We start from the raw sequence: 25,379 nt of genomic DNA, 5'->3' as shown, positions 1-25,379 counted from the left end.
GCCTTCCCTCCTATTGCTGACTTTAGCCTTCAGCTTTTGACCTACGGCTTCATCGCCGGCTGATTCCGGTTTACGGCAAACTCATACGCTTTTTTGATCGCTGCATAATCGGCTTCAGGCAGCGGAAGGCGAGGCGGGCGCGTAGGGCCTACCGGAAAACCGGCCAGCTCCATCATATGCTTGATTGATTGAACCAGCTGCGGACTGGCATCGAAGTGGAACAGCGGAAGAAGATGGCGATACAGCGCGGACGCCTCCTGAAGCTTGCCTTGCCTCGTCAGGTTAAACAGCTGCACGCCTTCCTTCGGCAGGGCATTCGGCACGCCGGAAATCCAACCCGTTGCCCCGAACAGCGCACCCTCCATGGCTAAATCGTCGACGCCGATCATCACCTCCAGATCCGTATACGCCAAAATGTCGTGTACGCGGCGGATATCCCCGGAGAATTCCTTGACGGCAACTACATGTTCGAGCTTGGAAAGTCTGGAAAGCAGCTGCGGCGTCAAATCGACCTTGTAATCGTGCGGATTGTTATAAACTATAACCGGCAGCCCCACCTTATCGATCGCTTCATAGTGAGCGACGACCTCAAACTCAAGCGGTCGGTAATTGATTGGAGGCAATGCCATGACGCCGGCAGCTCCCGCATTCTTGGCATGCTGTACCCAATCGACCGCCTGCTTGGTGGAAGGCGCTGCAGAGCCAACCACTACCGGCACTCGGCCTGCCGCGGCTTCGATTACCGTATCTACAACCTTGGCCCGCTCTTCCCGGGTCAAGGTCGCATATTCGCCTAAAGATCCGTTCGGGATCAGGCCATGGACGCCTTGTGAGATAAGTGAATCACATAGCTCAGCCAGACGCTTGTAATCAACCTCGTAATCCGGTGTAAACGGCGTGACAAGGGCAACATAAACCCCTTCAAATCTTGCCATATCGACATTTCTCCCCTCTGTTCTTGTTCATTCCATATCCATTAGTAAAGAACAAATCCTTCCGGCAGCGGATCAGTTGGATCCAGCACGAAATTCATAAATCCCAAAATATAAGCGGTTCCTGTAAGCCGGGGAATAACGGCTTTGTACCCGTATGTTTCCGTTTCCTCCGCGATGCTTCCTACCATTTGAGCGCCGGTTATCCCCTCATAAATGACCTGCTGTCCCGGCTCAAGTAAGCCTAGGGAATGTAAAACCGCCATGTGGGCACCGGTGCCGGCGCCTCCCGGCGAACGGTCAAGCTGGACTCCGGCAAATACAGCCGCGCTGCGATATGCGGGCTGGTTCGGGTTTCGGCCTTCGCGCCTTTCAACCCCCTGATAGAAAAACACGCCATGAATCCCGGAAATCCAATCCAAGTGCGGATGCTTCACCACAAGCTGCCGTTGGATCTCCTCGCGGATCAGCCCGCCCCACTCCCGCAGCTTCGGGAGCGGGAAAGCGCCCACGACTCCCAATGCGGCTGTATCGACCACAGCATAAAATTCGCCGCTAAAAGCGATGTCGACCCTCGTCTCCACCCCCTGAACATTCACCGTGACCTGCTTGGCATACACGAAGCTCGGAACATTCAAAAAGGAAACGGACCGGACTTCATGCCCTTCGCAATCGGCAATAGCGGTCACCGTTCCCGCCGGGCAATCGATCAGAACCCCCTTGGCCGCATCCGCAGAATCCAGCTGCCCCGTCGCCGTCCAGGCTGCGACCACCGCGATGATGCCGTGACCGCTCACAGCAGCGAGGCCTTCCTGATTGAGGAACAGCAGCCCGAAGCGCGCGGCTTCCGTTGACGGCGCCGTAACAATCGCTCCTGTCATCTCTCGATGACCCCGCGGTTCGGCCAGCAGCAGCTTTCTGACGGAATCGAAATGCCGTTTGAAAAATATTGACTTTGCATGCTGCGAGGAGCCGCTAAGCTGCGGCAGGCCGCCAGTGATGATCCGCAGCGGCTCGCCGCAGGAATGCGTATCCAGCGCCGCATACCATTTCGTTGTTTCCATAATGCCTGCCTCCGGTTCTATTCATTAGAGCAGGAAAAAGCCCTGGTTCAGCTGATCCTGATCCTGCAATACAAACTGATGAAAGCCTGTGATCCATGCCGAACCGGATATTTCGGGGATGACCGCCGGCAAACCGCCTACCGTCGTTTCCTCCATAACCTTGGCCCGGAACAGGGAGCCCACGATGCTTTCATGCAGAAATTCCTCCCCTTTTTCAAGCTCCCCCTTGGCGTACAGCACAGCCGCTTTCGCCGAGGTTCCCGTCCCGCAGGGAGAGCGGTCGATGCCTCCGGGTGGAACCACAACCGTATTCCGGCAGCGGGCCGACGGTGATACGGGATCGCTGTAAAACTCAATATGGGTGAGCCCGCGAATGACAGGAATTTCAGGATGGACCACCTCCACCTCGAGATTGATCGCCTCCCGTATTTCTATCGCCAGCCGCACGATTTCCGAGCTCCGGCCGGGAACCAGCGGCAGATGAAGCAATCGTGCATCCACAAGCCCGTAAAAATTACCGCCGTACGCAATATCGACCGAGATTTCGCCGTGGCCCCCTACGTGAACCCGGACATCCCGCTTGTATAAAAAAGAAGCGATATTGGTGAACGAAACCTGCTTCACCTTGCCCTTTTCCACCGTAAGCCTTGCTTCAACAAGTCCTGCCGGTGTATCCAACTTGATGACCCTTTTGCTCTCGGAATATATCCCTCCCTCGATCAGTGCAGTGCATAGACCGATCGTGTCGTGACCGCACATCGGCAAATATCCACCGCTTTCTATAAAAACAACCCCGATATCGGCTCTTCTGTCGCACGGAGGGGTCAGAATGCAGCCTGACATCACTTCATGTCCCCGCGGTTCCAACATCAGTGCCTGGCGAAAATGATCGTAATGTTCGGACATGTACACCATCTTCTCGGTCATCGTGCGGCCGATCAGCTCCGGCGCTCCGCTTGTCACGGTCCTGGTTGGGTTTCCCCCCGTGTGCGTGTCGATTGTACTCACGAGCTTGGATATTCTCACAAGATGACCTCCTGACGAACCGTCCCACGGCGGAAACGGTCATAACGCAGCGGCTCTACGGGAATGCAGGTTGTCACTCCGCTCAGCATTTCACAAATCATTTTTCCCGTGACGGCGGCCAAGCTGATGCCGTCGCCTTCATGTCCCGCCGCGATATAGAATCCGGGGATTTCATCGACGGGGGAAACAATCGGCAGATGATCCGGGGTCCAGGGACGCAATCCGGCGTAGGTTCGAAGCAGCGGAATCTGCTCCAGGACTGGAAAAAAGCGGATCGCCCTTTCAGCGATAAGCCGAATGACCTCCTGATCCACGCGGGTGTCCATCCCCGCAAATTGGCGGCTCGAACCAATCAGAAAATTCTGCGAAGCGGTGGGTTCAAAAACGAGGGCGATCCCGTACTGCTCAAATTTCGGATCGACGCAGCGCTTCCCGCCAAATTTGCTGATCAGATAGCCGAATTCCATCACCTTCCGTTTGCCGATGCTCTCCCAACGGGAAGCTACCAGGATATGCCCTTTGCGGGGCTCGATCGGAATATCGAGCCCGACCATTCGCCCAATATGCTTCGACCATACCCCGGCGGCATTGATGACGGTATTTGTGCGAATCGTGCCGCCGGATGTCTCCACGCCACGGATTCTCCCGGCTGTATCACGCAGGATCGCCGTGACGGGTGTATGGACCTGGAGTCTGGCCCCATATCGGCGGGCAGCCGATGCCAGCGAGTAGGTGAGCAAAACCGGATTTACCGTAGAATCCGTGGCGCATTCCAGGCCTCCGAGCAAATCTTCGGCCATATGGGGCCATTCGCCGCGCAGATCCTTTTGGTCGAGCATGCGGAACGGAAGCCCGGCTTCCCGTTGCCGCATAACCCAGTTTTCGGCTGCAAGCATCTCTTCTTCCGTCTCGCAAACAAGGATGCTGCCGGGAGCCCGATACTCAAATTCCTCGTCGAGCTCCTGAGCCCATTCCGCCACCAGCTCCTGCGATTTTAAGGACATCTGGCTGTCAAAGCCCGGATCCTTGTCAATCGCCAAAATGTTGCCGTCGCATTTGGAGGATGTTCCCCCGGCGATTTCTCCGCGCTCCACTACCATCACGTCCATTCCCGCTTTAGCCGTATAATAAGCGATGGACATGCCGATTATCCCTCCGCCGATCACGACAACTTCCGCAGATTCAGCATTCATGGATGGATTCCTTCCCTCCCCTCTATAAAACGATCAGCTCTTTGTTCGATGTTGTCAGTACTTCGATGCCGGTTTCCGTGACCAGAATGTCATCCTCGATGCGGACGCCTCCATAATCAGAAAGATAGATGCCAGGCTCAACCGTCATAATCATGCCGGGCTCAAGTATATCTTCCGTTTGTTGGGAGAACCGCATGGGCTCATGAATCTCCAAACCAAAGGCGTGGCCTAAACCATGGCCGAAATATTCTCCATACCCGCAGCTGGAAATATAATCCCTGGCCAGCGAGTCTCCTTCCTTCCCGGTCATTCCCGGTTTCAGCCCCTCCAGGGTAGACCGGTTGGCTTCTAGCACGACCCGGTAAATCTCCCGGTGGCGTTCCGTCGGTTTGCCGATAAAAACCGTTCGCGTCAAATCGGAGCAATATCCTTCCACATTCGCTCCAAAATCAAGGGTCACGAATTCATTCATTCCCAGCAGCTTGTCGCTGGCTATTCCGTGCGGCAGCGCCGAGCGTGCGCCGGAAGCGATGATGGCCGGATACGCCGATGAGACCGCGCCGTTTTTGCGCATGAAATATTCTAATTCCGCCGCCACCTCCCTTTCGGAAACGCCAGGCTTCATATAACCCAGAATAAACTCAAAGGCCTTTTCCGTAATCTCAATCGCTTTTCGGATACACCGCTGCTCCGCCTCGTCCTTGATGCCGCGCAGCTTTTCAACGATGTGCCCGGTGGGCAAGAGTTCAATACCCCCAAACGTCCGCTCATATGATTCATAATCCGCATAAGGAACATGATGTTTTTCAAACCCCAATTTCTTGGCGCCAACGGCATTCAGCTTCTCCCGGATCAGCTCCAGCGGCTGGCCCTCATACTGCACCACCTCAAATTCCCTAGCCTGCTGCTCCGCTTGCTGGGTGTAGCGGAAATCGGTCAGCAGCCACGCCTGACCCTGTGTAATGACAGCCCAACCGGCGGTCCCCGTAAAGCCGGAAACATATCTCCGGTTATACGGGCTGGAAATCAACAGTGCGTCAATTTCGTGACGCTCGAGTGCCTCCCTTGCCTTTTTAAGTCGTTGTGACTCCATATGCTTCGCACTCCCTTCGTATGGTGACAAATCAAAAATTCGTATGTTCTTACAGCATTCAAGTGAAACTAATTTAATTTATATTCAACAGAGTTGAACTATAGTTATGCAAACGCCCCTCTCATCCTTTTATTCCGGTCAACGTAATCCCCTCGATAAAATAACGCTGGCCTATAAAAAAAACCACGATAACCGGCAGAATCACCACGGTGGAAGCTGCCATCAGAAGATGCCACTGCGCGCTGTGAAGCGACTGAAACATTTGCAGGCCAAGCGCCAGCGTAAACTTTCGCTCCTCATTTAAGTACACCAGCGGTCCCATAAAGTCATTCCATGAGTTCATAAAGGAAAACAACCCGATTACAATGAGGGGCGGTCTGGACAAAGGAATAATAATTCGGGAGAAGATGGTCCACGGGCCGGCTCCATCCACATACGCCGCTTCGTCCATATCTTTCGGTATCGTGGAATAAAACTGTCTAAGCAGGAAGATATCAAAGGCCGAACCGAACCATACCGGCAAAATTAACGGCACGTAGGTGTTAATCAGATCGGCAAACCTCCAGCCGATAAAAGTGGGAATCAAGGTGACGGCGCCGGGAAGCATCATGCTGGCCAGCAGCAAGCTGAAAAACAGTTTCCTTCCCGGCCAATTCAGCCTGGCGTAGCTGTACGCTCCGATCGAGCTGCTGAAGAGAGCGCCGAACAGACAGCTGACGGTGATGATCAGCGTGTTGCGGAAGAACCGGAAAAAGTCAATGGTCGTCAGCGCCTCGACGTAATTTTGAAGCCGAAACGGCGAAGGAATCCATTTCGGCGGCATCTCAAAAATCTGCAGCGAATTCATCATCGAACTGCGCACCAGCCAAAACAGCGGCAGCAAACAGAAGGCAGCTCCCACAACGAGGACCGAGTAAACGATAATCTGCGAAATCCGACGGCTTTTTTTCACAGGGAGCTACACCTCGCTTTCATAAAATACCCAGGACTTCGAGGTCCGGAAGAAAATAACGGTGACCAAGAGGATGATGATAAACAGAATCCATGCAATGGCCGAAGCTTGCCCCATTTCGCCAAACTGAAAGGCTTGCCGGTAAATGTAATAGTTATAAAACAAGCTGGCGTTATTGGGACCTCCCTGCGTCATAATCAGCGCCTCGGTAAACACCTGAAAAGCTCCGATCGATCCCATGATCAAATTAAAGAAGATAATTGGCGTCATCATGGGAATCGTAATATGCCGGAATTTCCGGATGGCGCCGGCGCCATCCACGATAGCCGCCTCATATAAGGATCTCGGCACCCCTTGCAGGCCCGCCAAGAAAATAATGATGGTGCTCCCCATTCCCCAAAGGCTCATCAAGACGATTGAAGGCACCACGGTTTGTTCGGAGTAGAGCCAGTCGAGCGTAGGCAGATTCAAGGCTTCAAGAAAGCTGTTGAACAACCCCAGATCGGGACTAAACAGCCAAAGCCAGATCATCGAAGAGGCCACCGCAGGTACGATGGACGGCAAGTAAAAGATCGTGCGGAAGACGGATTTACCGCGGATAAACCCCATATTCAGCAAGAACGCGGCGATAAAAGAGAACACAAGCCCCAGCGGAACACGGAGGATCACATATTTGAAGGTGACCCATAACGAGTTGTAAAAATAGGGATCCGTTCCGTCAAAGAGCCGGGTATAATTGGTGAATCCGATAAATTTGGGCGTATTGACGATGCGGTAATCCGTAAAGCTGAGCAGCAAGCTGGCGATCATTGGCAGCATGACAAACATGATCAGCCCCAATATGCTGGGTAAGGCAAACAGGATGCCTGCCATTGCAATCCGGCGTTTGTGAAGAATAGGAATCCCCTCCTTTCTTGAATGAATATCGTACAGTTCGAAACAGGACACGGTTTACTGCGGCCTCTAGAAAAGGATTATCTTCCGTAATATCCCTCGATCAGCGGGAGAACTTTGGGCTCAACGCTTTTTAACGCCTCTTCCGCGCTTTGTTTCCCCGTCCACACCAAATCAAGAGCGGGAGTGACGAGCGCGTTGATTTTGTCCAGGTTCTTCACTTCAAAGCCCGGGGTGCGGATACCGCTTTCAATCGTTTGTTTCATAAAAGCTTCCGTGTAGCCTTCCGGATGCGCCTTGTTCCCTGCCGCCCACTTGTTGATCTTCTCGGGATTCGTGTACCACTCTTTCTTCAGTGGCATCCATAACCCGCCTTCGATCAGCGGCAGCACCGATTCGGGATCCGCCATATATTTATACAGCAGCCACGCCTCTTCAGGATGCTTTGTTGATGCGAAAATGACCGTCGGCGCGCCATCCAGCAGCGTGTTGCTGACCTTCAGCTTCGGCAGTACCCCGACGCCGAGATTAAAATCCTGCTCCGCAAAGGCTTGAAGAGCCCAGTTGCCGGACACCGTCATGGCGACTTTTTTTGTCTGCAGCGCCGTGTCCGGCAGGTTTTTGGTCTGCAGCGGGGTAGGAGAAACATGGTGTACATACATCAAATCCGCAAGCTTTTGAATCGCTTCGATCGCCTCCGGCTGGGCAAGACCGAAACCTTTGCCGTCTTCGGTCAGGAAGTTGCCGCCGTTGGAGACTACGGCTGCCATCATGTTATATGGATCGTACTGAAGGCCAAACTGCCTGATTTTATCCGGGTTGAAATTCGGATCCAGAGCATTTCTTCCTTGGTCGTCCAGCGTTAGCTTTTTGGCGTATTCCACAAACGTGTCCCAATCCCATGCTTTATCCGCCTCCGTCGGAGGCAGCTCGACGCCCGCTTCCAGCAGCAATTGTTTGTTGTACATCAGACCGTAGCCTTCGACGGCGGTGCTCATCCCGATGGTATTGCCTGGATCAATTTCATACCATACCTGGTCCAGATAATCCTCTTTGTTAAAATCAGGGTCGTTCTCCATAAGCGGTGTGAGGTTCAACAGTTTCCCGTCACGCCCCCAGCTCAAAGCAGCTCCCGATGACAAATAACCGAGATCCGGTGCGACATTCCCTGCCACCATTGTTGTCAGTTTTGTCAAATAATCGGCCGGGACATGCATCGGCTCCACCTGGATGCCAGTTTCCTTCTCGAAGCGTTCAAGCGCCTCTGTAACCGTTTTCTTTTCAATCGTGTCTCCCCAGAAGGAAAATTTAAGCGTAACCGGCTCCTCCTGGCCCTCTTTGCCCACTTCCCCTTTTGTAGCTCCTCCGCTGTCCGAACAGCCCGCCAGCAATACGCTGATTGCCAAAGCTGCCGATAAAACCGTTCCTGCAAGACGTTTGGCGATGTTCATCTACTCACCCTCCATTCATTGGCTGATAGCTTATATATTTATTGTAAAAAGGAGCCGTCCCGAAAAAAATTCCAATATTTTTGTATTGGTGGAGTATTTTCAGTTATTCGATAAAGGCAAGTTGATGTTTACGGTGGTGCCCTCACCTTCCGCCGATGTCAGGGTGATGCCAAATGCTTCTCCATAGATGAGTTTGATTCTTTTATCCACATTCCGGATGCCGATGGAATCGCCTTCGAGCTTGGCCAGCTGTTCTAATTTGCGGAGAGGAATGCCCGTGCCGTTATCCTCCACCGTAAACATGCGCGTCTCGCCAGCCATCCATCCCCGAATGGCAATCCTTCCCCCACTGTGCAGACGGGAAAATCCGTGGACGATCGCGTTTTCAACAAACGGCTGCAGGAAGAGCTTGGGAACCCGGTATGCATAGAGCTCTGGGGCAATGTCGTACTCGACAATAAAGCGGTCCTCGAAACGCTGATTCGTGATGAAAATATAATGTTTCAACCAGTTCAGTTCCTCGGCCAAATCACCGATGTCCTGGCTGTTCTCGGAGGTGTAATGCAGCATGGAGGACAAGCTGACAATCATGCGGCTTAATTCTCTTTGGTTGTTTTCAAGCGCTGTCCAATTCATGATGTTCAGCGTGTTGTATAAAAAATGAGGATTCAGCTGTATGTTCAACGACATGATCTCGGTTTCTTTTTCTCGAAGCTTTACCTTGTAATTCTCTTCAATCAAATTGTTGATTTTGACGTTCATTTGATTAAATTTGTGGATTAGCAGCCCCATCTCGTTGTAGGATTCCACCGGTACTCGGGTATCAAATTCACCTTCACCCGTCTTTTTGATCGCTTTAAGCAGCTGATGAATGGGCCTGATAATGGTATTGGCAAAAATAAACGCAAGCAGGAGCGAAATCAGCAGGAGGGCGACGGCCAAGTATACCGTGTAGGATTTAATCTCCGGCAAAAAAGCGGCCGCCAACGCTTCAGGCGATATGGTGACTCCCGATATCCAGCCGGTCACCTTAGACGTATCAAAACAAACGATGAGCGGCTTTCCATCCTGCGTAACGGTTAAGGTCCCGCTCTTCATTTCCTTCATTTCGTCCAGCCAAACGGAATCGATTCCGGTTTCTCCCTGCTCTAAGGACGTACCCGCCACAGGCTTTCCATCCGGGCTGGCAATAAAAAAAGAAGCTCCTGTGGAAGGGAGCGTGTCGGCAAAGCGGGAACGATAGATTTCCGGATGGTAAACAACGACCAGCACTGGAAGCTCAGCCCTGCCCTGCAGTTCGATGACTTCGCCATGATTGATGTTGAACAGCTTGAGCAAGCGGACACCCGCCAGCAGGCGAACATATTCGGGAGGCTTGGAGCGGCTGATATCCTGATTAAACATCTGATCAAACGAGAAGGTAGGCACCCACTGCATGCCCCCGTCCCCCTGCAATGCAGCCTGGTATAAAGCCGTTTGGTTAAAATTCTCATACGGGATGAAAGCGGAGGCGCCTGTGGGGCCAATATTGGAATAACTGGTCATGAGGTGGATGGAATAGATTTGCTCCAGATCCGTAAAGTATTTGTTTAACGCCCGGCTTACCTTTTTCTCCATCGTGATCATGCTGTATTCGTCATGCGGGTTTGCATGCAAATACTGCTCATACAACGTTTGCTCTGCAATGAGGGCAAGGCTGCTTTCTTCCACACGCGCAAGCTCCGTGTCCATAATTTCATTGTTTTGTTTGACGATGGAATAAAGGTTTTGCCGGGCAAATTCGGAGACAAACTCTCTGCTGGAATTAAAATATTTCCAGCTCAGGATGCCAAGAGGTATCGAAACAATGAGGGCATAGGTCAGAAAAAGCTGAAACCTGTAGCTGAGATCTTTAAACCGCGGTAATAAATAACGTCCTCTCAAATGATATCCCTTCCTTATTAACGAGTAGCGGATAAATGGCGATATTCTTCCGGGCTTGTGCCAAATTCCTTGCGAAACAACCGAATGAAGTACTTTACATCCTTATACCCTACAAGCTCGGCAATTTGGTAAACCTTTTGAGAGGTCTGCAGCAGCAGGCCTGCGGCCACCTTCATTCTCGTTTGAGTGATGTACTGATGGACAGTCATATGGGTATGCGTTTTGAACAGCATACAAAAATACGAGGGATTAAAATGAAATTTTATCGCCAGCGTGCTCAGTGACAAATCATCTTCGTTATAGTGTGTATCAATATAGGCTTTGCAGCTGTCGATGATGGACCCGGTTTTGTACTGCCGCCGCTGCTCCAGGCGATCCGTGAGCTCGAAGATCCATTGCCTGGCTGTCTTAATTAATTCATCAACGGTATGACAATGCAGCAATGCTTCCTCGTAGACGGCGCTATGTAAGGGAGCGATTCCTTTCTCCATGAGGAGGGCGGTTGCTTGATGGATAGAGGCGGCAAGAAAGTACTTCAATTTTTCCGGTTCGGGAAAACCGCTGCCGGCGGCCTGGCGAACAGCCGAATCCAAACAGGCTTCGATTTCCGGCTTGTTTCCGGATAGTACCGCTTTGGTTAATTCGATGAATTCAAGCTTAACGACGGCTGGACGAGCTCCGTTATTCATCGGCTCGGCTTCAAACACCACCCCACCGCCTTTATAGAATCGTGTTTTGAGTGCATGACTAGCCTGCTGGTAAGCTTGTTTGGCTTCCTGCCTCCATTCCGTAAAATAACAGCCCAAGCCAAACGTTAATTCTGCCCCGTATTCCTGCTGGAAGTGTTGAATGACCTTCTGCAGCTTGGCTTTGAAGCCGGGAATCACCATGGATGAATGCTCGGAGCTCATGATCAAGGCAGCGAGCATTTTGTCCTGTATGCAAAAAGCGCCGGAAAATCCATATTCCCCGATCATCGGGGCAAGTATCTCTTTGAGTCCGTTCAGCAGAAGTTTATGTTCTTTCGCCTCGCCAAAAACAGCGGTGAGCACGATACCGCGCTTAAATTCCGGGAACAAACTCTCCAATAACCGATAATCTTCATCGGACGGACTTCCCCCCAGTATCTCGGAAAGCGAGGATTCTAAGGACGCAAGGCGTACAGCGCTCGCTTTGTGCTCCGCTTTCGCAAGCAGCGGCAGAACCTTTTGTTCTTCAATCGGTTTCAGCACATAATCGCTTGCTCCCAACTGAAGCGCGCGCTGCGCATATACAAAATCGGAATAAGCACTCATAATAATGATGTTTTCATTCCCTCCGCGGCAGGACAGGTGCTCCATTAATTCAAGTCCGTCCATGACTGGCATCTGTATGTCTGTAAAAACCAGATCCATCCGCTGAAGGTCCATACTCTGCAGAGCCTCCGCTCCGTCCCTGGCATGAAAAATGTTATACTCCGGTTTTAGCGCCTTCAGCATCCGGGACATTCCCTTTCTGTGCTTCGGTTCGTCATCGACAACCAAAATGTTTAACATGATTCATCCCCCTTGTACTGAGATAAAAAAAGCTCATGCGGATTTCATGTAAATGGGAAGTTCGAACTGCCATCGTTTACAAGAGTCCAGCATGAGCTTTACAAACCATTCAATTTTTTTAAATAACACCTCTCTAAGCATTGGAGTCGGAGCAAAACACCGATAAATACGTGACCTCTTCAGTTACCAGTGTATAAGTGTGGTTTTCAACCGAATCAAAGTACAGGCTGTCACCGGCATTTAACGTGTACTCCTCTTTCCCTACGTAATAAATCATCGTGCCTTCAAGCACATAAATAAATTCCTGCCCGACATGGGAAAATGTCCTTTTGCCTGTCTTCCCTTTCTTGGCAACAAAATAAAACGGCTGCATTAATTTCTCAGGCCGTTCGGCAGCAATCGCGGAAAAAGAGTATCCTTTATCCGTCTGGACCATTTTCCCCATGCTCCTGGCTTGCGACGTATACACCGTTCCATTTAAATCGTTGTCATCCAGTAAGATCGAAATTTTGGTTCCAAGCGTTTCGGCGATTTTGATGAGCGTACCGATGGGAGGCACCGTCTTCCCATTTTCGATTTTGGACAACAAGCTTTTGGTGAATCCGCAAGCCTTTGCGATGTCATCCAGGCTCCGGTTTTGCTCCTTTCGAAGCTTTCGGATTTTGCTCCCCAATTCCATACATTGTTCTCCTAGTCCACAGTGTCATTCAACCTAGTTTAATAAAATGAAACAATATTAAACCGAAATTGTCAATAAAAATTAACAAACATATCTAGACAATTTAACATAACTATGATTTCCATTCGCACTTGAGCTGGGTTGGCCCAAATGGCCAGCAGGAAAACGATCAATGGAAGTTAGATAAAGCTAAATTGAATCCCGAACAGTGAAAAAGAGGATATCCTGACGTTCAGATCGGTCACCGCAAATTGCAATACCGCTATGTGATGAAGCTAATTATTAATAGACTCATGCAAACCCATTCTTTCATTAATTGCAAGAACACAGGCGAGAAAACAATCCTCTCCTCTCTTTGCCGCATACATATAAACTATCTTTGATAGAGAGGAGCAAACCTATGAGAATCTTCCGAGCTATCTTAAACGGAGGTAATGAAGTGCCACCAGTTAGAACGAACGCTACTGGAAATGCCGTTTTTCAGCTTAGCGCTGATGGCACTCGTTTAAGATTCCGACTTGTCATCAGAAATATCGCCCAGGTTACACAAGCACATATTCATCTTGGGCGGAGAGGACAAAACGGTCCTGTGGTGGCTTTTTTATACGGACCATCTAAATTCGGTATCTCCGTAAAACGCGGCGTTGTAGAAGGAACTCTGACCAATAGCGATTTGGTCGGCCCATTGCTTGGCAAGTCGATCCGTGATTTAATCCGAGAGATCGAAAGAGCCAACACTTATGTTAATGTGCATACAATACAACATCCGGATGGTGAAATCCGGGGACAGATTAAAAAGTAACCAAAAAAAGCGTCAATACAAGAAGGACATTGACCTATATCAGGCAGTGTCCTTCTCGTATTGGTTGGAATTCAACTGTTAATGTCTTTCGTCACAATGGCTGAAGGACAGGGCTCGTATCGAGCCTGCCTTCGACCTTTGACTGTAAAAGATATTCTGGCTATCCTTCATTTCAGTTACTGCTAACACTGCGAAGTTAGTGATAATTCCTTCGTTCTCCCCCTTGTATCGCCATATACAACCCCTTCTGCCCGTTCATTGAATGAAAAAAGCAGTCGATTGCTCTAATCGGCTGCTAACATATCTTTATTGAGTTTATCGCTTCGCTTAATTAAGCACATCCAGTTGGATTTACTTTACGAATGTATCGGTCATCCACTTATAAAATTTCTCCTTCTCTTCAAATTGTGGATAATGCGCGGATTGCTCATAAGCAATAAATTCTTTTGAATCGGCTTCCATGCTGTCGAAATAAGTTTGTGCTGCATGAGAGGAAGTCATATAATCATATTTCCCCATGATAAAATAGCACGGGATCTCAAGCTTCGTTACCAGTTCAGGCAATGGATGTTCCATTACTTCCTTTAACAAAACCTGTTGAGAAAAGGATACTCCCGAGTTGTAACGTATGACATCCAATAAGTTATACTCGCTACTTAATAACGTATCCAGGGTGTTGCCGTCGGGGCTATCAATAAGCCTTGAAGCTCCGCCGTATTTCATGACATAATTTCGAGGGGTAAACGTATCGCCACTCTTGATTTGATCCGATAATCCTTGAAGATAGGAAACGTCATTGACGTTGCCGGCTTGTTGAGCCTGGTCAAGTATGTAGTTCAAACTGTCCGTCTCGCTTTTTACTGTGTCGCTCATCTGCCCAATACCAACATAAGCCTCATATTTTTCGGGAGCCTTGTGCGCTGCTTGCGTTGCGATATATGTACCATACGAATGGCCGATCAGGATGACCTTCTCTTTGCCAAGACGTTCTGAAACGTAATCGGTGAGCGCCAATAAGTCTTCCACCAATAAGTCGGATGAAAGATCAGCGTAGTCCTCAAAAAAATGATAGGATTTTCCGCTTGCTCTTTGGTCGTAATTAACAACGGTAAAACGGGTTTCCAACAAGTCTTGGTACTTAGCGGCGTAAGGAATCTCTGAACATCCTGGTCCTCCATGCACAAAAATAATGACCGGATGATCGCTGTCATTGCCGCGAATCATAATTTGATGCCGGCTTCCGTTTATGTCTACTTGTTCTAATACGCTAATACTTTTCTCGCCTTTGATAGCTGAAGTCCATGTAGGAAAGAAAAGGGCTGTAATCAGCAGCAATAGGATGGTCGCTCCAATAATTTTTAATTTTTTTCTTAAGTTTTTCATTTTCATGTGACACCTTTCTGCTTTAAGCTTCAAGTAAATTTCGCTTGGAAGAATGTAGATTTCATTCATCTCATCTTACCTTACCTTACCATCGGTTATACCAAATCCTCCCTGAGGCTGAAAATAACCTAGCCTTTAGTCGAAGAAATGAATCTGCGAGAGAGTGCAAAAAGCCGCTGATCTCATTCCAGATTAGCGGCTAAGAAATTTACCTATTCTGCTTCCTCTTCATAAACAACAACGGTCTGACTTTCTGATTCCCACTTGACGGTTGCATTCAATGCCTCACTTATAAAGCGTACGGGTACATACGTATTGCCCTTGGTAACGGTAGCCGGGGCATCCAACGAGACCTTCTTGCCATTAACGGTTGCTGTTTTACTGCCGATGAGGAGTTGAATGCTCACCCCGTCCTTCGTGACGGTGATGGAACGCTTTTCAGGATCCCATATTACCTCTGCTTCCAAAGCCTCGGCTATAGCGCGAAAAGGAACATAGGTATTGCCTTTTTTGACAAAAGGTTCGGTATCAGAAGCTTCGCCATTCACATACAGCTGAACCCCATTCTTTTTACCTGCCTTTTTGTTGAGCTTATCCAAGGTTTTGTATAGATCCAGATTTTTGAAATTTGCTTGAATGGCTTCTTCTTGCAGATACACAGCGTCAGTTACGTTACCGTTTGTTTCAAGCATGCCCGCAGCGGCTTCTAACGCCTTGTCCTTTTCTATAATGGCTTCCAGCTGTTGTTGTTGCTCGTCCGTCAGCTTGGCCGCATATTCGGTAAGCAAAATATTCGCTAAAACGGGGCCTGCCGGTTTATCCCCCACGTTTTGTATGGCATTTAGCAAACCCTTGTATCCTTGGTGCCCTTTGTTCTTGGCGTCCGCTTTATCGGTGGAGCTGTCGTTTGTGCTCTCTGTTTCAGAAGGTGCGGAATCATCAACTTGGTCTTCTTCTTTGCTGGTCGTAACCGATGCCTCGACTTCATCGATTTGATGCTCTTCATTTCGAGTTTCTTTTTCTTTAGGTCCTTTTGGCGATGCCACGTTACTTGTCTTGCCAGGTGGGGTGTTAACCGGTTTGGCTGAGATCGTGCCTGCAGCGGTCGCAAACATCAGTGCCGCACTGGTGAGCAGGATGACTGTTTTTTTCATGATAATTCCTCCTGAATGATCAAAAATATACGCACCTTCATTATCGGCAGAATAAATAGACTTCAATAGATATACGTTAAATTGAAGATTCGCAGTTAAAATGAAAAAGTCGCCCTGATGGCGACTTTTCTGCATATATATCATTTTGTCATTTGCATTCATATTTATAATAATTTTGTACATGCACTGCCTCAAATCCAACCGACTCATATAATCTCAAAGCATGGTCGTTTCTCGTTTCGACTTCTAAGTGTACCGTATAACCGGCAGAGCTTTGCTCTTTAACGACTTGGCGAAGCGCTTTTCTGCCTATGCCTCTGCCCTGATATTCCGGTAAAATGGAGAAACCATAAATCCACGCCTGCCCCTCTTCACGGCTCACCCGAAGTTTTCCAACCGTTTCTTCGTTCACGTCAATCATGAGCATATCCGCATGATCCGCAAAACGGTGGTTTTCCATCGCTCTGGCGTCATCTTCGTCCAATCCGAACGCCGTTACGGACAAATGAACGCTCATTTCGAAATCCTCTTCAGTTGCCTGTCTCAGAAGAATATCGTCCGTGTCCTCCAGAGGCGTATGCCGCCATTCCATTTGATGCTCCGAGAATGCATATTCAGCACCTTGTTTATTCAAAAAGAATACTGCCCCATCGGATCCTGCAGGCGCGTTCAGCAATATTTTCTTGTATCCATTTGATTTTACATCTTCCATTGCCAGGTGAAACAACCGCCCGAAATGCCCTTTTCGACGTTCACTTGGCTTTACCATGCCACATACCTCGACAGTAGAACCAAACGCATACAGTCCTAAAAATGCTATAAGTTCGCCATTCTCATCATAATGAAAATAATCGAACGACTCCGTATTGCGTTCTCTAAGCATGTCCCAGTTAAGCTTCAGTTGTACATGATCATGAATTTCACACTCTTTTTGCAATTGTTCAATAGCTTGTAGTTGTCGTGTCGTTAACATGTTTCCTCCTTATTAACTGTCGCATCAATAAACTCAGTTATATATATTCATACCCTAGCCGGGAGACAACATATTTGTCTGCTGAGTTCTACTTTATCATACTTACATGATGAGAGGACGTTGACTTACTGCCCACAGAAAAAAGAACTTGTGGCTAAATGCCAACAAGTCCTTCTCTTATTCAACACTCGTTACTTCATGCCCTTTTATTTTACTTCCATGGCTCGCCAAATCACAGTAATCGCTTCTGCACGGCTAGCATGAGATTGGGGTTTTAACATGTTGTTGGGATAACCCTTCATGATTCCATGATCTACTGCAAGCATCATCGCTTTCCGTGCCCAAACCGCAATCTTATTCTGATCGATAAAGGTTTTGTTGGTAAGGGGATGATCCAATTGATAGGCTTGAACCACCATTTGTGCCATTTCTTCGCGTGTAATGAAATCGTCGGGGCCAAAGGAAACCGAATCGTATCCGTGAATAATTCCGTAAGCATACGCTGTTGAAATGGCTTGCCTCGCCCAATGATCCGTTGTATCAGCGAATTCCTTATTCCCTTTGCTGGTGAGTCCCAATGCTTGAACCAAGATTGCAGCGAATTCTGCTCGACTCATCATACGGTCAGGTCTGAAGCTCCCGTCTGTATAACCGTTCACAACCCCTTTTTCTGCGAGATTCTCAATGTTCTTTTGCGCCCAATGACCTTTTATATCGGTAAACGCAACACCGATTTCAACAGGCACAATCGTTCTCGCAAAAATCGCAAATTGAGTTACGTGGTCGGTTGTACCACTTATTATCCCCGCATCCCAGTCTATGTTGAGGTTATCCAGCGCTACCCATTCCTTCGTTTCTTCATTAAACTGACGAAGTTGGAGCTCATGACTGCCTTGTTGTATGGTGTTGGCGTCAAATTTCAGGCTGATGGTTACGTCTTGATCGAATGTTCCGGTTACATCTTTCTTAAACTCAACGACTTTACTAACTACTCGCTCTCCTTCAGATAGAAGAAATTTATCACCATCTGGAAGTGTTAGATTTATGGATAAACAAAATGGTCGATTCAGTGCTTTAGCAGGGATGAGAATCTGCCCCCCTTCAAAAGCAATGGTTCTCCCTTCCAGGCCTACAAGAAAGGCGTTGTTTCGCAGTGAACATACATCGCTACCGTTAGTGAGATTTGAATCGCTTTCTTCACTCGCCTTCTGCGTTATCAAACGATACCGGCTGGACGACACGTTAGCGGCATTACCTGTTTGGTCTTGTGCTCTTACATGCATGTACCAATCACCGTCAACGCCGCTTATCATAATCGTGGCCTCGTTCGCAAACGGTCTCCAGCCTGTGGCTGGTATGGACGAATCGGTCGTCCACTGAAACTCCAGCGAGGCTTTATCTATACCGCTTCCAGAATCAATGACTGTCACCCTCGGTGTTACCGATGTAACCTGCATTTCGCTTCCATTAGGGTAAATCGTAATCATTGGCGGCGTATGGTCAATCTTCACGGTGATGTCAAGGAATAACGTATTGCCTGCTTGATTGGACGCCTCAAATCGAATGTTCGTCTCGCCTTCGCTCGATATATCGATGGGTGCTTCGTTGTCGTAGACTTGTGAAAGTCCCCCGTTCAGCGTATAAGTCAGATTGGAGATCTCGCTGACTGCCGATTCGGCATAGACGCTCAAGGTTACGCTCGAGCTGCTCCATTCCCCGCTCGTATATTCACTTCCGTCCGCCTTCACTAGTGTAGGCGTCAATGTGATTCCGGTTGTGCTGATGCAGACTGTGCGTCGTTCAATCGATTCATTGCCCGCTGTATCAACGGCTTTGAACGAGATGTTATGAACACCTTCATCACGGAGGACGATATCAGATAAATAAGGGCTCCACGACACTCCGTCATTTAGCGAATACGTAAATGAAGTGACGCCAGACTCGTCAGATGCTGCTGCACTTACGTTAACCGTTTGATTGCTCCATGTGCGATCAACGTATTCCATTCCATCCGCCGTTGTCATCGTAATAGCGATGGATGGCGGTGTATGGTCAACGGGACGTGTCAGGTTATCGACCATTCGATCCGTTAAACTGAGCAACGCATTGTTTGCCAGGTCGGAAATGGTTCCGGATGGTTTATCGTAGGACAGGAGAACTTGCTGGTCTTCTTCAATTGCTTTCTCTACGTTAAAAACAAGCGTATCCGTTCCCGAGCCGTTCACCCGAGTAATCGTAGAAGGCTTCCCGTCCGTTGTAATTGCAATTCCACCGGCGTTAGTGAGGCTGACTGCTTCATCAAAGGTCACAATGACGCTGTTCGGATGCCCGCTTTCGATCTTCGCACTGGAGATGGTTGGCGGGGCAGCGTCCCATTCGAGGTTAGCTGCAATTCCTTGTAGAACAGGAAACATGACTCCCTCCTGTAACACCCAGATTCCGCTGAAGTCCCACTCGGTGCCGAAGAGTGTGTACTGTTTCAGTTCTGATGTAAGCCGCGGTTCACCTTTGCCCGTATCGGATTGCCCGGTTGTTTCCTTATTATAGAAGCTCGCCGTAACCGTGCCGAACTCCCGTCCGACCAGGCCGCCGACTTCGCTGCTGCCGGTTACCCTGCCGACGGCATAAGTAGTCTTGATGTCTCCGACATTCCTTCCCACTAGGCCGCCCACGTCGTAACGACCGGAAACGGAACCGATGGCGTACGAATCATGCACCTTGCCGCTCTCATTCCGTCCCACGAGGCCCCCTACAAAATGCATTCCGGCAACGCCTCCGGCGGCGAAGGACAGGTTAACTTGGCTATTCATATCATGGAGTCCGACCAATCCACCGACATTGTATTGACCATTAACTTGACCCGTTGCATATGCATTATTAACCAAACCCGTATTCAAGCCGATTAATCCACCGATGTGACTGTTTCCGCTAACGCTCCCGGCAGCATACACAGCTTCAGTTACACTTCCTATGCTGTTCCTTCCAACCAAACCGCCGACTTCGTCTTTTCCATTGACCGCAACACTTGAACTAGAACTGCCGATCGTTCCGTCGTTATTCCCGACCAGACCACCTGTCTTGTCCGCTCCGGTAACATTTCCCATAACATGGACCTCTATAATCTGACTACCGGGGCCGTTCTGTCCCGACAGCATGCCTGTCTGAGGGCCGCCCGTGACATTCCCGTTCTTCAAATGAACGTCTCGAACCTCACCACCAGCAATAGTACCGAACATTCCGACACTCATTAAACTGCTCCTGTTGATATACAGGCCTTTAATATAATATCCTTGGCCGTCGAGCGTACCTGTGAACGGAGTGCTGTCATTACCGATCGGTTCAAAGCCGAAACCGTTCCCTGTACTCGTAGCCCACATATCGGAGCGACTGTTGTCAGTAAACGTCGTGTCGAAATCAATATCCTGCGTCAATGTGTAATTCGTTGACAGATCCATGGCCATCAGCTGCAGTTGATGCGAGTTCCCGATTGCGGCCGACCATTCGGAGCGAAGGAATGGGCGCGTCGAATCCTCGACCATAAACCAGTCATTGTTAAAATCCCAGCCGGAATAGCTTGATTGGGTTAGTGCCTGTGAAGTCGTGAGGCTGCTCGCGGTACAGGATCCATATGTATCATATCCACAGGCGCTATTCAAGCCGACAGTTTCGGCATCCCAGAAACTGTCGCTCAATTTTCCGCTGTTACTCCCAACCAGACCTCCCACAGATTGATCGCGCCCGCTAACGTTCCCAGTGGCGTATGACTGAACAATCAATCCGTGGCCCGTGCTGCCCACAAGACCGCCGACAGCATTTTCACCATGGACAGCTCCCGTGGCATATGACTGGCTAATGAGAGCAGAAATATTATAACCGACCAGTCCGCCGACGTGTCCAGCGCTCCCGCTGACGGCACCCGTGGCGTATGAACGGATGATTTCCCCACCTTCATTGTCCCCTACTAACCCACCGACTATAGATGCCCCACTGATCCTGCCGGCCGCATAGGAATCACTCACCGTCCCGTCATTACGCCCTACCAAACCACCGACATAATCGGTGCCGGTGACGGCATTCGTAGTGTAGGAGGAAGTTATTTTACCGTGAATGCCATTGTATCCTGCCAACCCTCCGACGTTGGCCATATGGCTTCTAACCGTTCCGGTAACGTAGGATCGATGAATGGTTCCATCACTACGTCCTGCCAGCCCGCCCACATGGTTGTTTCCTATGATTGAACCTCCTTCGAGAGCGATATGTTCGATCACCCCGTTGGAGCCTACCATCCCGAATAGGCCGACCATGTCCATCTTGGGCTGATTAATGGTGAGATTACGGATGGCATGACCCGCTCCATCGAAGACACCGGTGAACGGGTTATTCCCGTTTCCGTCGTAGCCGATAGGTACAAAGCCAGCCCCATTACTCCAATTTGCCGTTTCCGAAGCATCGACATCCGCTCCGAGCTTGTAATGAGCGTTCAAATCATTACGAACGGCGTTTAATTGATTTAACGTTGTAATGACGTAAGGATTGTTCGCCGTCCCATCACCGGACATGGGATCATTTGGAAGGGCGAATGCTTGAAACGGAATGATGCCGATCACGAGCAATAATGCCATCAAAATAGAGAAGATGCGTCTCATCTGGTCTTTTCTTCCTTTCGTTATTCAGTTGCCACGATGAACATTATATTGGATTTTTCGCGAGTTTGAATCTAACCCCGGTTATAGGCCCGGTTATAGATCACACCATAAAAAGAGACCCGCCGTGCGGGCGAGCCTGCTGTTACAACCTATGATGTTTAACCCTGAAACTCTTGACCTCTTGTAATCGCCTCGACTCGGTTTTTCGCCTGCAGCTTGCTGTAAATGCGGTTGATGTGCGCCTTCAAGGTCCCCATTCCGATACCGAGCGATTCAACGATCGCCGGATTGTCCATCCCTTCCTCCATATAACGAAATATCGCATATTCGCGCGGTGTCAGAAGCTTTTCTAATGTTGCTTTGCCTTGTGCCGAAGATTCGGCTGTTCCTCCGAAAGCGGACAATATTCTCCGCACATAGGCCAGTGAAGGCGCGTTTTTATCTCGAATGTTCCCTTTTTGACGATGTTGGACATATTCCCCTAACAGCTGTGCCACCAGATAGCCTTTATCAACAAACACACGGATATAATCATCGGGTTTCGCAAATATTAGTGCCTCTTCCAGCTTGAGCAGCGCTTGTTGCGGTTTATCCAACACCTGCAGCATCATCGCCTGAAGCACTTGGATCTCCAAGGCGTCCATCGGACGATGGCCTTTCACCGCGATTTGCAGCAATCTCTCAGATAACGCCCATGCCTCCTGGCTCTTGCCGGTCTCCATCAACACCCTAACGAGAAAGATATAGACGAATAGCTGATAAACGGATACCGGATCATCCGACGAGACCTTGTAGCGATCCCTCCATTCCACAGCTGCGGACAAGTCTCCGGATTCCATTCGCAGACGAGCCATTTCGACATCGAGCAAGATAGGGGCTGCCTTAGCGCCATCCTCAATCGCCCTTCTATAGGCTTCTTCCAGCCATTTTTCGGCCTGACTGATGTCCTGTCTGGATGTGCTGATCCGTGCCAGAAAAAGACTCGCGGGAACGTATACCTTCTCTGGTTGGTAATGGGCCTGACTCGTCCCATGTAATCCCAGCTTCAAGTAATCCTCCGCCTGCTCCAGCTCGTTGCGTTCGTAGAGTAATTCGCCATAACAAACCACGACCGAATCCTGCAGGCCCATCGGTTTCATGAATTCGATCATGCTCAAAAAGAACGTATCCGAAAGGCCCCGAGGCAAATGCTGGCCCCGCTTGCCATTGTATGACCTGTATATAGAAGGAGATAGAGGCATATGAGGAGATGCGAAGATCAGATCCGTTCCTGTAGGACTATGCTGAAGTGACAGACGGATATACTCCAGCCCTTTGATCATGTCCATGTCATATTGGGTCGCTTTAAAGTTCCTGACATAATACAAGTATCCCAAATAGCGATCATTCTCTTCCGGACTCCAGCTTGCAGAGGAAGCAGCATAATGCTTCTCCGCTAGCTGTAAATACCGTTCCGACAGCTCCAGTTCCTGGGACCACAATAACGAAAAAATGTAAGAAAAATAAAGGTAAGGATACTGCATAAGCAGTTCCTCGGGAATTGCCGACAACCAAACCTTCATGGTCGAAAATTCTCTGCGGATCATCAAGCTTCTCATCTGTTCCAGCAGACGTATCGCTTCCGAATAACAAGTTCCGGCCAAGTAGTAATCTATCGCTTCTTCGAGCAGTCCCTGCGTTTCACACCAGGCAGCAGCCGATTGGAAGAGCACATTCGTCTTAGCCGGATCCAGGCGTCGCTGCCGCTTCAGTAAAAATTCGCTGAATGAATGATGAAATCGGTACCATTCCCTATCTTCATCCAGCGGGATGAGGAACATGTTGCCTTTTTCCAGCTCCGCGAGCAGCTGTGCACCCTGTTCGCCAGCTACAGCCTTACATAGCTGCCCGTTCATCCGCTGTAAAATGGAGACGTTTAGCAGAAATTGCCTCGTTGGCTCGTCCAACGATTCAAACACTTCCTCGAATAAATATAGCTCGACGCGTTCAGGGTTGGACTGTACATGCTTGTAAGCTCCCTTCCACTCTTCATCATGGATAGACAACGAGATCAGCCTGAGTCCTGTCACCCAGCCCTCGGTCTGGATATGGATTTGTTCAATCTGCTCCCTTTGCAGCCCTCTCTTTTCAACGATTTGGAAGAAATTCACCGTCTCCTGCAAATTAAAACTCAGCTGCTGGGTATGGATTTCATGGATCCAGTCCCGACTAATCCATCTCGACTTCAGAAATCCATGGATGCTTCGACTTGAGAAACATAGATGCACGCGGGAAGGCAAATACTCTATAAAATACGAGACGGACGCCTGGATATCCGTATTATGTATGACATGCCAGTCATCCAATATCAGGATAACCGGCTCTTTCAATCCGTTCAATTCGTTTAACAGAGCAACCATAAATGGCTCGTATTGGCCCGGGCTCAGCATTGCGTTTGAAGTACGGACGGAGTCTGACAAACTACCGATGGCCTGCTCGATCGCTTTCATGAAGTAGTTCCAAAATCTTATAAGGTCATTATCCTTGTCATCCAGCGATAACCACCCGACGGGTCGGTCCAGTTGTCTGGCCCAATCACTGACCAGCGTCGTTTTACCGTATCCGGCGGGAGCCGTAACGAATGTCGCCCTGTGGTTTAGTCCCGCATTCAATCGCGCATGCAGACGGGGACGCGGAACCGTTTGATCATGGGACTGGGGCAGTTTTAATTTCGTTAGAAGCAAGAAATGGCTTTCATCTCTCTCTTGTATCATGCAACCTCTTTTCGTTAGCCTCTGTGGGCCGTATATTTGGTTTTATTCATGATAAAACCCGAAATTCGGATTATTGTCAACGGGTTAAGTGCGCTGTGTTGGCAAAATCGATTAATGTAAAGCGCCCATCCCAACACCTGATATGCGTTACAGAACATTCTGGGACCAGATTGCTTTGTGCAATTATAAAGTTCGGTTGTTTATGGTTCAACTCTTCCTCGGTAAATTCGTTTACCATAAAGTCTGTGATCAAACCACCATGAGTCACAATAACAATGGTTTCGTAGGGATGTTGATGGGACAGCTCTAATAAGCAGGAAGCCAACCGCTCACCGGCTCTTCTTGCGGAATCTCCAACTGGAGGCATATAGTCTCGTTCCTTGGTGCAGCGATTCCACATCTCAACAAACTCCTCAAACGTTTGACCAGGCGAGTCTCCCCAATTCGCACGTTCCCGTAACCGACTGTCCTCTGATACGGTTATATGAATTGCTTCAGCCACAATCTGAGCGGTCTGCTTGGCTCTATTCAGCGGGCTGCTAATCATTTTATCAATGGACATTTTACTTAAATGATTTGCCGTTTTACGAGCCTGCTTTATCCCTTCGGGTGAAATGGAAACATCTCCAACACGCTTTTCTTTCTCAGCATGTCTGACAAGATAAAACTCTGTGCTCATATCATCATTCCTTTCATACATCCATCGATTAGATAATCATTAAATTAAGCTAACATCTAATTAGATATTACATTCTTTTGGATTATATGGAAAGACAACAACGCCACGGTTAACGGATAATAAACAAAAAAACCGCCAAATTGGCGGCTCGAGCTTGCAAAAGTTTTGCAAAAGTTTTTGTTATTGAACTTGATTCGTTTCGTTTGGCCAGATCTCAGCTGCTTGTTTACGTCCATGCTAACGCATT

At 49.1% G+C, this 25,379-nt stretch carries 18 protein-coding genes; 1 reads left to right on the top strand and 17 read right to left on the bottom strand.

The annotated features are described in order from the left end of the window. Positions 1-41: 41 nt before the first annotated feature. The 11 genes from M4D81_RS24125 to M4D81_RS24075 all read right to left on the bottom strand — a co-directional run bounded on the left by M4D81_RS24125 (position 42) and on the right by M4D81_RS24075 (position 12,742). Entirely contained in the window at positions 42-935 is an 894-nt protein-coding gene (locus M4D81_RS24125) for a dihydrodipicolinate synthase family protein (protein ID WP_260068296.1), read from the bottom strand. A 41-nt stretch (positions 936-976) separates the two neighbouring features. After that, positions 977-1,996 (bottom strand): proline racemase family protein, encoded by a 1,020-nt coding sequence (locus tag M4D81_RS24120; protein WP_260068295.1) that lies wholly within the window; start codon positions 1,994-1,996, stop codon positions 977-979. Positions 1,997-2,020: 24 nt separating this feature from the next. Next, complete coding sequence (locus M4D81_RS24115) at positions 2,021-3,022, bottom strand: proline racemase family protein (RefSeq protein ID WP_260068294.1); 1,002 nt, start codon at positions 3,020-3,022, stop codon at positions 2,021-2,023. Beyond that, complete coding sequence (locus tag M4D81_RS24110; protein WP_260068293.1) at positions 3,019-4,215, bottom strand: NAD(P)/FAD-dependent oxidoreductase; 1,197 nt, start codon at positions 4,213-4,215, stop codon at positions 3,019-3,021. The genes M4D81_RS24115 and M4D81_RS24110 overlap by 4 nt, the downstream gene beginning before the upstream one ends. Positions 4,216-4,237: 22 nt before the next feature. Further along, on the bottom strand, positions 4,238-5,308 hold the full coding sequence (locus M4D81_RS24105; protein ID WP_260068292.1) for a M24 family metallopeptidase: 1,071 nt from the start codon (positions 5,306-5,308) through the stop codon (positions 4,238-4,240). A gap of 121 nt (positions 5,309-5,429) precedes the next feature. Continuing rightward, on the bottom strand, positions 5,430-6,260 hold the full coding sequence (locus M4D81_RS24100; RefSeq protein WP_260068291.1) for a carbohydrate ABC transporter permease: 831 nt from the start codon (positions 6,258-6,260) through the stop codon (positions 5,430-5,432). A gap of 6 nt (positions 6,261-6,266) precedes the next feature. Beyond that, positions 6,267-7,070, bottom strand: coding sequence for a carbohydrate ABC transporter permease (locus tag M4D81_RS24095; protein WP_216532485.1), 804 nt, complete (start codon positions 7,068-7,070; stop codon positions 6,267-6,269). Between the two features lie 164 nt (positions 7,071-7,234). Continuing rightward, a complete protein-coding gene (locus tag M4D81_RS24090; protein ID WP_260068290.1) occupies positions 7,235-8,605 on the bottom strand; it encodes an ABC transporter substrate-binding protein in 1,371 nt (456 codons plus the stop codon). Between the two features lie 99 nt (positions 8,606-8,704). Next, on the bottom strand, positions 8,705-10,528 hold the full coding sequence (locus M4D81_RS24085; protein ID WP_260068289.1) for a sensor histidine kinase: 1,824 nt from the start codon (positions 10,526-10,528) through the stop codon (positions 8,705-8,707). Between the two features lie 17 nt (positions 10,529-10,545). Further along, complete coding sequence (locus tag M4D81_RS24080) at positions 10,546-12,063, bottom strand: response regulator transcription factor (RefSeq protein WP_260068288.1); 1,518 nt, start codon at positions 12,061-12,063, stop codon at positions 10,546-10,548. Between the two features lie 133 nt (positions 12,064-12,196). Further along, positions 12,197-12,742 (bottom strand): helix-turn-helix domain-containing protein, encoded by a 546-nt coding sequence (locus tag M4D81_RS24075; RefSeq protein WP_260068287.1) that lies wholly within the window; start codon positions 12,740-12,742, stop codon positions 12,197-12,199. A gap of 406 nt (positions 12,743-13,148) precedes the next feature. On the opposite strand from M4D81_RS24075, the gene M4D81_RS24070 reads away from it, so the two are divergent. Continuing rightward, positions 13,149-13,544, top strand: coding sequence for a CHRD domain-containing protein (locus M4D81_RS24070; protein WP_260068384.1), 396 nt, complete (start codon positions 13,149-13,151; stop codon positions 13,542-13,544). Positions 13,545-13,895: 351 nt separating this feature from the next. On the opposite strand, the gene M4D81_RS24065 is transcribed toward M4D81_RS24070, so the two are convergent. From M4D81_RS24065 to M4D81_RS24040, 6 genes are all read right to left on the bottom strand, one after another. After that, entirely contained in the window at positions 13,896-14,927 is a 1,032-nt protein-coding gene (locus M4D81_RS24065; RefSeq protein ID WP_260068383.1) for an alpha/beta hydrolase, read from the bottom strand. Between the two features lie 212 nt (positions 14,928-15,139). Then, the gene (locus M4D81_RS24060) at positions 15,140-16,264 is read right to left on the bottom strand and encodes a copper amine oxidase N-terminal domain-containing protein (protein ID WP_260068286.1); all 1,125 of its coding nucleotides are present in this window, start codon (positions 16,262-16,264) and stop codon (positions 15,140-15,142) included. Beyond that, the gene (locus tag M4D81_RS24055) at positions 16,230-17,054 is read right to left on the bottom strand and encodes a GNAT family N-acetyltransferase (protein ID WP_260068285.1); all 825 of its coding nucleotides are present in this window, start codon (positions 17,052-17,054) and stop codon (positions 16,230-16,232) included. Before M4D81_RS24055 ends, M4D81_RS24060 begins: the two co-directional genes overlap by 35 nt. Before the next feature lie 206 nt (positions 17,055-17,260). After that, a complete protein-coding gene (locus tag M4D81_RS24050) occupies positions 17,261-21,700 on the bottom strand; it encodes an S-layer homology domain-containing protein (RefSeq protein WP_260068284.1) in 4,440 nt (1,479 codons plus the stop codon). A gap of 158 nt (positions 21,701-21,858) precedes the next feature. After that, complete coding sequence (locus tag M4D81_RS24045) at positions 21,859-24,453, bottom strand: winged helix-turn-helix domain-containing protein (RefSeq protein WP_260068283.1); 2,595 nt, start codon at positions 24,451-24,453, stop codon at positions 21,859-21,861. A gap of 76 nt (positions 24,454-24,529) precedes the next feature. Next, entirely contained in the window at positions 24,530-25,132 is a 603-nt protein-coding gene (locus M4D81_RS24040) for a histidine phosphatase family protein (protein WP_260068282.1), read from the bottom strand. Between the last annotated feature and the right edge of the window lie 247 nt (positions 25,133-25,379).

Source organism: Paenibacillus sp. p3-SID867 (assembly GCF_025142895.1).
In the GTDB taxonomy this organism is placed as follows: domain Bacteria; phylum Bacillota; class Bacilli; order Paenibacillales; family Paenibacillaceae; genus Paenibacillus_AQ.
The sequence above is the reverse complement of the archived record's forward strand: the minus strand, read 5'-3'. Positions and strand labels throughout refer to the sequence as shown.

Coding starts and splice junctions, on each gene's coding strand:
- M4D81_RS24055 (WP_260068285.1), bottom strand. CDS start 17,054: ATGTTAACGACACGACAACTACAAGCTATTGAACAATTGCAAAAAGAG.
- M4D81_RS24050 (WP_260068284.1), bottom strand. CDS start 21,700: ATGAGACGCATCTTCTCTATTTTGATGGCATTATTGCTCGTGATCGGC.
- M4D81_RS24105 (WP_260068292.1), bottom strand. CDS start 5,308: ATGGAGTCACAACGACTTAAAAAGGCAAGGGAGGCACTCGAGCGTCAC.
- M4D81_RS24065 (WP_260068383.1), bottom strand. CDS start 14,927: ATGAAAAACTTAAGAAAAAAATTAAAAATTATTGGAGCGACCATCCTA.
- M4D81_RS24040 (WP_260068282.1), bottom strand. CDS start 25,132: ATGAGCACAGAGTTTTATCTTGTCAGACATGCTGAGAAAGAAAAGCGT.
- M4D81_RS24090 (WP_260068290.1), bottom strand. CDS start 8,605: ATGAACATCGCCAAACGTCTTGCAGGAACGGTTTTATCGGCAGCTTTG.
- M4D81_RS24125 (WP_260068296.1), bottom strand. CDS start 935: ATGGCAAGATTTGAAGGGGTTTATGTTGCCCTTGTCACGCCGTTTACA.
- M4D81_RS24060 (WP_260068286.1), bottom strand. CDS start 16,264: ATGTACAAAATTATTATAAATATGAATGCAAATGACAAAATGATATAT.
- M4D81_RS24045 (WP_260068283.1), bottom strand. CDS start 24,453: ATGATACAAGAGAGAGATGAAAGCCATTTCTTGCTTCTAACGAAATTA.
- M4D81_RS24120 (WP_260068295.1), bottom strand. CDS start 1,996: ATGGAAACAACGAAATGGTATGCGGCGCTGGATACGCATTCCTGCGGC.
- M4D81_RS24110 (WP_260068293.1), bottom strand. CDS start 4,215: ATGAATGCTGAATCTGCGGAAGTTGTCGTGATCGGCGGAGGGATAATC.
- M4D81_RS24095 (WP_216532485.1), bottom strand. CDS start 7,070: ATGATCGCCAGCTTGCTGCTCAGCTTTACGGATTACCGCATCGTCAAT.
- M4D81_RS24080 (WP_260068288.1), bottom strand. CDS start 12,063: ATGTTAAACATTTTGGTTGTCGATGACGAACCGAAGCACAGAAAGGGA.
- M4D81_RS24075 (WP_260068287.1), bottom strand. CDS start 12,742: ATGGAATTGGGGAGCAAAATCCGAAAGCTTCGAAAGGAGCAAAACCGG.